Origin of the sequence: Wolbachia endosymbiont of Madathamugadia hiepei (genome assembly GCF_013366855.1) — a bacterium.
Taxonomy (GTDB): domain Bacteria; phylum Pseudomonadota; class Alphaproteobacteria; order Rickettsiales; family Anaplasmataceae; genus Wolbachia.
Genome location: NZ_WQMP01000037.1, coordinates 1 through 7,947, shown reverse-complemented (window position 1 = coordinate 7,947; position 7,947 = coordinate 1). Strand labels below are relative to the sequence as shown.

Below are 7,947 nucleotides of genomic sequence, written 5' to 3'. Positions count from 1 at the left end.
TTACCCTATTTCTCTCTGCTACTCTCTTTCTAATCCATAGTTAGCGTTTTTAAATGCAAATAACCAAAACTGTAAACGTTAAGAAATTTACTGAGCGAAAAAAAAGGCAAAAAAACTCTGAGGCAGCTAGTATTCAAATTCTCCCTTGTCTATTTGACGTTCTATACTGTCTTAAACGACTTATAAACGCGTTTCAGCTTGAAAACCAGAAGTTTTAAAAAGACGTGAGGTGCACATAGTGCAAAAATTTAAACAATGAGACGCCAAATACCCTAAGTTTTTTGTCATTAACCCACTGCAGAGATTGCGAAGATAAATAAATAGCTTCAGTATCGTTACAAGGGGGTTGAAGGAACTTGTCAAGTAGTTTTTTGTTCCATTTCTATGAATGGCGTGTTATATACCTAGCGCGCTGCCATTTTTGTCATAGCACGGTCAAACACTCCCAATAACCTCTTAAATAGGCTTGGAGTTAGCGAAGAAATAGGATTAACAGATACGTTACTGCTTTTATCATCCCCATTTGCTTTGTAGTCTATTGAAATAATCCCCCTACTTTTCCCACCAGTAAGAAGTTTTCCGATTATAGGGATTTTTGACAAAGATTTGTTAATTGAGTATGCTGGTATTACTTGTCCTTCAACCTGGAACTTATAATCCTTGATATCAAGCCTACCTCTAGTGCTAATGCCCAGTTCCGCCCCTTCAAGCCAAGATTCTTCAATTTCAACAGTGCCATCTTTATATGAAAAAGGTGCATTACACTTATAAAAGTATACACCTTCGTTCTTTATAGCATTTACAATACCAGGCAGTGAAGACATCGATAGTAAAGTGGTAAGCAGTGAAGCATCTTTGATATAGAAATTGCTGATAGATAACATGCCATAATGTTTTCCATTTGCTCTCTTAGGAGATAGATAAAAAGATAATTTGCCGTTTTTCACTGATTTACCAATGCCTAAAGAGCGCAAAAGCATACCTGAATTATCCGCATATATTTCGAGCCCTATTCCACTGTATTCCGCTGATATTTTGCTGTTGTCTTCCAAAAACTGTCCTGCAAATTTACTTCCATTACAATCACCTTTAGTGCAGGTTACATGTAGCTTGGCGTTTTTGATAACAATGCCTTCTTTCATCATTACATTGTCAACATTCATACTTACTTCTATGTCATTGTTGAATCCACCACTATTGTTGCCAAGCAACCCTAAAATATCACTTAAATTAATTTTCTCACCATAAATAGTTATGGCATTTTTTTCTTTGCCTAACTCAACTTCTACATTGAGGTCATTATCCGGCAATTCAAATTTGCCAGAACTCAAATACAAATTCCCATTCTCTACTTTTCCGCTAAATTTTATATCTAGGTCATTTCCTACAGCGTCTAATTTGTCTATTGACAACTCACTTGCTCCTTTTAGCATCGTAGAAAACGAAATTTTATTGTGGTCTTCAAAGCGATTTCTCCACCCTAAGTAGCTTGAACGTGACTCAAGCTCTGACAAATCTATATTACCACTAACATATCCCGTCTTATCCTGATTTATCACTGACTCTATACTCGTGTTGACGTAACCACCATCAAAATTAAGTATTTGAGCAGGTAAATCTCCAGTTAAATTCCAGGCAAAACTTTCATTTTTGTTGCTACTCTTCAAGTCGAATAATAGTTGTGTATTATTCACCATACCACTGCCATTTAAATCAATAAAGTCTCTGCCGAAATCAAGCTTAATATCATGCTTACCAAGACTTGCACCATAGAGAACTAGATCGTCAATTTTGGAATGAAAATTTGCTAAGAAGTCTACTTTTTTATTGTCGACATTCAGGTTAAAAATGCGAAAACTGAATACAGATTTTGCTATTCCACCAATCTTGTCTCTTGTAACCTGAATCATATCATCCAGTTTAAATTTTATAGGCTCATATAACCCGTAAGCGTCGCTTGTGGCCTTACCATTCATGACTAGAACTGATTCTTCCTTATCGAGAAAGTTCATTTCAATACTACCACCATCAATAGTGAAATTCTGAAATTTAGCGCTATTTACAGCAATTGTGAGGTTGTTATTTTTGAGAGTTAAATCACCATTTAATTCTTTTACTTGCTCAAAATCTTCATCAAATCTGACACTGCAGTTTTCTATATCGGCAACAATTACAACGTCTGATAGATCATCATTAACTAAGCTGTTAATTTTGCCGTTGAAACTTATGATTGTATTTACAATATCCCCATCGATATTATCACAATACCATTTTTTAAATCTATTGTTCACTATACCATCTGGTACATAAGTACATAAATCCTTCGCGGCAAACTTACTAATGTTGACCCTAAGCAGAGTATGATTTGTACTAAAGTTCATTTTGCCAATCAAAGAAAGGTACATACTATTTGACTTAAAATGAAAGTTTTTTACGCTGATGATTTCATCACTATATGTCAAATTTACATTTACATTAGTCAAGGCTAGGTTTTTACCCGAGTGATTCTCTGTATTTAATACGTATATGTTTCCATCTACAACTTCATCCTTTCCATTAATTCTCATTGAAAAGTTTCCTTTGAATCCTATTTCTTTGTCCAAATTGTAACTTTTAACTAGTGTGGAAAACTCGTTAAATAGCCCCAACTTTAGGTTATAGAATGTTCCATACAAATTTAGTAAATTATTGGGGTTTTTTATCGTAATGGATAAATCATCTAGAAATCCTTTACCTTCTTTTGTATGGACACGGATATCCAAAACATTGAAATCTTCTCCCTTCCCTGCATATACTTTATCAATGAAAAGTTCACCTTCCGTGCTTTTATTGATAGCAATGTTAGTAATTTCAATTTTTGAACTTGCATTTAGGTCAAAAAAGAATTTCCTCATTGCTTTCAAAAAATTTTTTGAATTAAAATCAACTGCTTTGAAGTCATCTTTTTCCTGATTAATACACACATACACATTATCAGCCGAGACTTGAGAAAAATTTACACTGGTTTTTAGCAAGGAACTGAACTTAAAATGCACAAAAAGGTTAGGAACCTTTATAGTAAAACCAGGGTTTACTATTTTTAAATCTGTAATGACTAGATATGGATCTGTGCCGTCTCTTTGCCAAATAACTGAAGCGCTCTCCATATTGACGTTTGAGTTGGCAAACGTTTTCGATATCTTATTCTTTAAGTAAAAACTGATATAACTAATATTAACTCCCAAGGGACTTTTATCTTTAAAAAAGACAAAGAAGCAGAGCATAAATAATAAAACTATAAAAAATAATATAGTGATTTTTTTAAGCATCGATTATTGCTTTTCTTGCTAAACTATCAGCCTCCTCATTATATTTATCGCCATTGTGAGCTTTAACCCACCTCCAATTAATCTTGTGTTGTGAAGCGATGTCATCCAATTCTTTCCACAACTCCATATTTTTTACTGATTTTTTATTACTTGTCTTCCAGCCATTCACTTTCCACTTATTTATCCACTCTGTTATACCATGTTTGATATAGAGACTATCCGTATATAAATTAATATTACAAGAAAATTTTAACGCCTTCAGTCCGTTGATCACTGCTGTTAACTCCATTTTATTGTTTGTAGTATTTTCTTCCCTACCATAAACATCCTTTCTATGATTTTGAAATAGTATAATTGCCGCCCATCCTCCTGCTCCAGGATTACCAAGACACGCTCCATCCGTGTATATCGTCACTTCCTTTTTATTCATCCTTAATTATATTAATTAACAAAGTATATAGCTACTTCTATGAAAGCACAATTTCAATGAGACACACGGATACAAGGCGTTTTAAGCTGTACCCTCAAATTTTATTATGGAAATAAAGAAAAGTGCAACAACGAACACTACTAGAAGGAAAAACAAAAAATAGTTTTTATGTTTTTGCTGTTCTTTCATAGCTAAAACAAATCAGTAGAACAAAAAATAACACTAGTAAACAGAAAAAATAGATAAGAAATTGAATAAGAAAACATTTTTTCCTGTGAGCTATGATTCTTGAGCCTTATAATAGATGCAGCATACCAAATAAAAACGCAACCCTCAAGGGTTGCCAGACTTAAGTGAAATAGAGCATTTTTCAAAAACAGTGCTGGAAGTAAGCTAGTTAGCACCAGCAACACACTGTAAATTAATATATGTTTTCTTGTTTTCTCTGAGCCATAAACAACATTGAACATTGGAATAGACGCTTTTACATAATCCTCAGACTTATTTAAGGATAGAGCCCAAAAGTGCGGTGGGGTCCACATAAAAATTATTAGGAATAGAATGAAACTTTCCCAACTTACGGAGTTAGTGACAATTGCCCAACCGATCATTGGAGGAAAAGCACCTGATGCACCGCCGATAACAATATTTTGCGGAGTGCGTCTTTTGAGCCAAATTGTGTACACGAAAACGTAAAATAATATGCTAACTGCAAGTAAAGCAGCGGAAATATAGTTTACTGCTATTGCCATAATAAATACCGACAATACTCCAAGGATTATACCAAATTCGAGCGCACTTTCTGCAGAAACTCTACCTGAAGGTATAGGACGATCTTTTGTTCTTTTCATGAGAAGATCTATGTCCCTATCATACCACATATTTATGGCACCTGCGGATCCTGAACCAAGAGCAACACATACAAGAGATATTAGTGCAAGAAAAGGATGAATACTACCTGGTGCAGCAACCATTCCAGCAACTGCAGTAAATACTACAAGGTACATTATCCTTGGCTTCAGCAAACGCCAAAAATCCAGTATTGTTGATTCAACATTTAACAAAGCACTTGTGTACATTCTATTTTACCACTGGCGGTTTTTCGAAAGTATGAAAAGGTGGTGGTGAAGATATTGTCCACTCCAAGGTATCACCTCCCCAAGGGTTATTTCCAGCTTTCTTGCCCCATTTGAAGAGGTGTACAACTATGAACACAAAAAGCGTAACTGAAATGAAGGACATATATGAACCAATTGAGGACACATAATTCCAAGGAATGAATGCATCTGGATAGTCGGGTATACGCCTTGGCATACCAGCTAATCCCAAAAAATGCTGAGGTAAGAAAGTGATATTGGTGCTAATAAAAGTAAGCCAAAAATGTATTTTTCCCAGGCACTCATTATACTGTTTACCCGACATTTTACCTATCCAATAATAAAAGCCAGCGAAGACTCCAAACATTGCAGCAAGTGACATGACATAGTGAAAGTGAGCAACAACATAATAAGTATCGTGCAAAAGCTTATCTATTCCACCTTGAGACAGAATTATTCCGGTTATACCACCACCAACAAACATGAAAATAAAACCTAGTGCAAATAGCATAGGGGTTTTAAGCTCAATTGCTCCACCCCACATAGTTGCAATCCAGCTAAAGACTTTAACACCAGTTATAACACCAATGAAAATTGTGCTGGTGCTAAAAAATATGGCAGCATCTTCACTAAGCCCAACAGTAAACATATGGTGAGCCCAAACCATAAAACCAAATACCGCTATGCCTATCATTACATAAACCATTCCCATATAACCAAATATCGGCCTATGAGAAAAAGTTGACACGATTTGGCTTATGATACCAAACGCAGGAAAAATAATTATGTAAACTTCCGGATGACCAAAAAACCAAAATAGATGTTGAAACAATACAGGGTCGCCACCCCCAGCAGGATCAAAAAAGGAAGTGCCAATGTTACGATCAGTAAGCAGCATAGTTATAGCACCAGCAAGAACCGGTAAAGCGACAATTAACATGAATGACGTTAATAAAACAGACCAAACAAATAGTGGCATCTTAGTTAATGACATGCCCTTTGCACGCATATTAAATATAGTAACTATAAAATTGATCGCTCCAACAATCGATGACATACCAGCAATATGGAGTGCAAGTATGGCAAGGTCAACTCCTGCACTTGGATGGGACATGACTTGCGACAGAGGTGGGTATAAAGTCCAACCTGTTCCAGGACCTTCGCCAGCAAATACTGAAAGGACAAGCAAAATAAAAGATGATACTAACAACCAAAAACTTAAATTATTCATACGGGGAAATGCCATGTCTGGTGCGCCAATCATAAGAGGCACAAACCAATTACCAAACCCTCCCATTAGTGCTGGCATTATCATAAAAAACACCATTATTACCGCATGCCCTGTAACCATTACGTTATATAATTGATAATTATTGTTAAGTATATTAATATGCATTAGTTGAGTGCGAATAACCACTGATAACAATCCACCAATAACTCCAGCTAGTATGGAGAAAATAATGTACAGCGTTCCTATGTCTTTATGACTAGTAGAAAATAGCCAACGCTTTATACCTTTTGGTACATCACTCATATCTATACTCCAAATTTAACTCACTAATTTTTTATTTTCGATCCACTTATTAAAATCTTCTTTACTTACTACCTCAACAACAATTGGCATAAACCCGTGGCCTTGACCACACAATTCATAACATTGCCCATAATAAATACCAGGCTTTTTGACATTAAACCATGCTTCATTTAGTCTTCCTGGTATTGCATCAATTTTTACACCGAAAGCTGGTATTCCCCAGCTATGTATCACATCTCCTGCCGTCACTTGTAAACGAACGTTAGTATTGATAGGCAAAACAACGTTATTATCAACAGAGAATAGTTTCAAATCTCCTTCGCTAAAGTCATCTTTCCCCTTAATATAGCTGTCAAACGACACGCCTTTATATTCTGGATATTGATAGCTCCAATACCATTGATGACCAATAACCTTCAGTGTTATGTCAGCCTTTGGTACCTTTTCTTGTAGCTTAATTAATTCAGCATTTTTAAAGGCCAATATTCCAACAATAATCGTGGGTACAACAAACCAGACGATTTCCAAAAGGATATTATGACTTGTCTTACTTATATTCTTCACTTTGCTCTTATGAAAGCGAAATACTACATAAGCAAGCAGTGCCCATACGAGAAGCATTATTGCAACCATTATACTCATCACAAACGAATGTGACTTAACTACAACTTCCATTATCTCAGTTGCAGGAGAAGGAAATCCAAATTGCCAGGAGGTAGGAGCAGAAGCAACTGGTGTACTCGAGTAAAACATTATCAATAATACAAATAACTTCACCATATTTGTTTGCTGTAAAACTAAGTGACATACCATATAATAGTATATATAAACCTACTATGCAAACAGAGATTAGCAATGATTAATAATTTTTTAGCATTTGATAGGTATAATAATATAGTACTAATTTAGGGGAAAAAGCATTTACATGAATCTATTTTAAGTTAAAATATTATAATATTTTTAGTTAAGTATTTACTTTAAGTAAATTCTATAATAAGTTTAATAGTGTCTGTTACTGCTAATAACCCTCTAGCCTCACACCTAAAAGCAGTAACAGACACTATTAAACTTTATGACAAATTTACTCATCTGTAAGTATAAAGGCCTGCCTCATATTTTATATAATACACTATACTTTATTAACTAACTTTTAATGCCTGTAGCAGCATATATGATTTACGTATTATAGAAAATAATCATAAGGTATACTACTTGTAACCAATATAAAATTTTTTATTCAGGACCATTTCTATTATTTTGGGGGTTAAAGCACTTGAAACTTTGAGCAAATGCACCTCGGCTTTCCGCAAGGAATAACTGAGTTATTAAGCTCTGTAAACAAAATTTTTAGAGAAGTCAATAAAATCTTATAACAAATCTCAATGGTAAATTAAAAAGTTTCCCCTACGATGAGAGATTTAGCGAATTTATTATGTATCTTGTTTGATAACGAAAGTTGGTGTAACCTTTATGCTTAAGAAATTTACCAAATGAAAAAAAAGCAAAAGAAGCCCTAGTCTCTGTGAAAAAAGTTTATCATGAGAAAATAAGGAAAGATGTAGCAAAAACTGGTAGTTT

General features: G+C 34.7%; 5 protein-coding genes. All 5 read right to left on the bottom strand.

Annotation, left to right across the window (positions count from 1 at the left end; all coding sequences use genetic code 11):
• Nucleotides 1–404: 404 nt before the first annotated feature.
• Nucleotides 405–3,308 carry a YhdP family protein gene (locus tag GO685_RS02170; RefSeq protein ID WP_175937378.1) on the bottom strand — a complete coding sequence of 968 codons (2,904 nt, stop codon included), beginning with the start codon at nucleotides 3,306–3,308 and terminating at the stop codon, nucleotides 405–407.
• Complete coding sequence (rnhA, locus tag GO685_RS02165) at nucleotides 3,301–3,738, bottom strand: ribonuclease HI (protein ID WP_175937377.1); 438 nt, start codon at nucleotides 3,736–3,738, stop codon at nucleotides 3,301–3,303. The genes GO685_RS02170 and rnhA overlap by 8 nt, the downstream gene beginning before the upstream one ends.
• 191 nt (nucleotides 3,739–3,929) lie before the next feature.
• On the bottom strand, nucleotides 3,930–4,817 hold the full coding sequence (locus tag GO685_RS02160; RefSeq protein ID WP_175937376.1) for a heme o synthase: 888 nt from the start codon (nucleotides 4,815–4,817) through the stop codon (nucleotides 3,930–3,932).
• Between the two features lies 1 nt (nucleotide 4,818).
• Nucleotides 4,819–6,369 (bottom strand): cytochrome c oxidase subunit I, encoded by a 1,551-nt coding sequence (gene ctaD / locus GO685_RS02155; RefSeq protein WP_175937375.1) that lies wholly within the window; start codon nucleotides 6,367–6,369, stop codon nucleotides 4,819–4,821.
• A 15-nt stretch (nucleotides 6,370–6,384) separates the two neighbouring features.
• The gene (gene coxB, locus GO685_RS02150; RefSeq protein ID WP_175937374.1) at nucleotides 6,385–7,149 is read right to left on the bottom strand and encodes a cytochrome c oxidase subunit II; all 765 of its coding nucleotides are present in this window, start codon (nucleotides 7,147–7,149) and stop codon (nucleotides 6,385–6,387) included.
• Nucleotides 7,150–7,947: the final 798 nt, after the last annotated feature.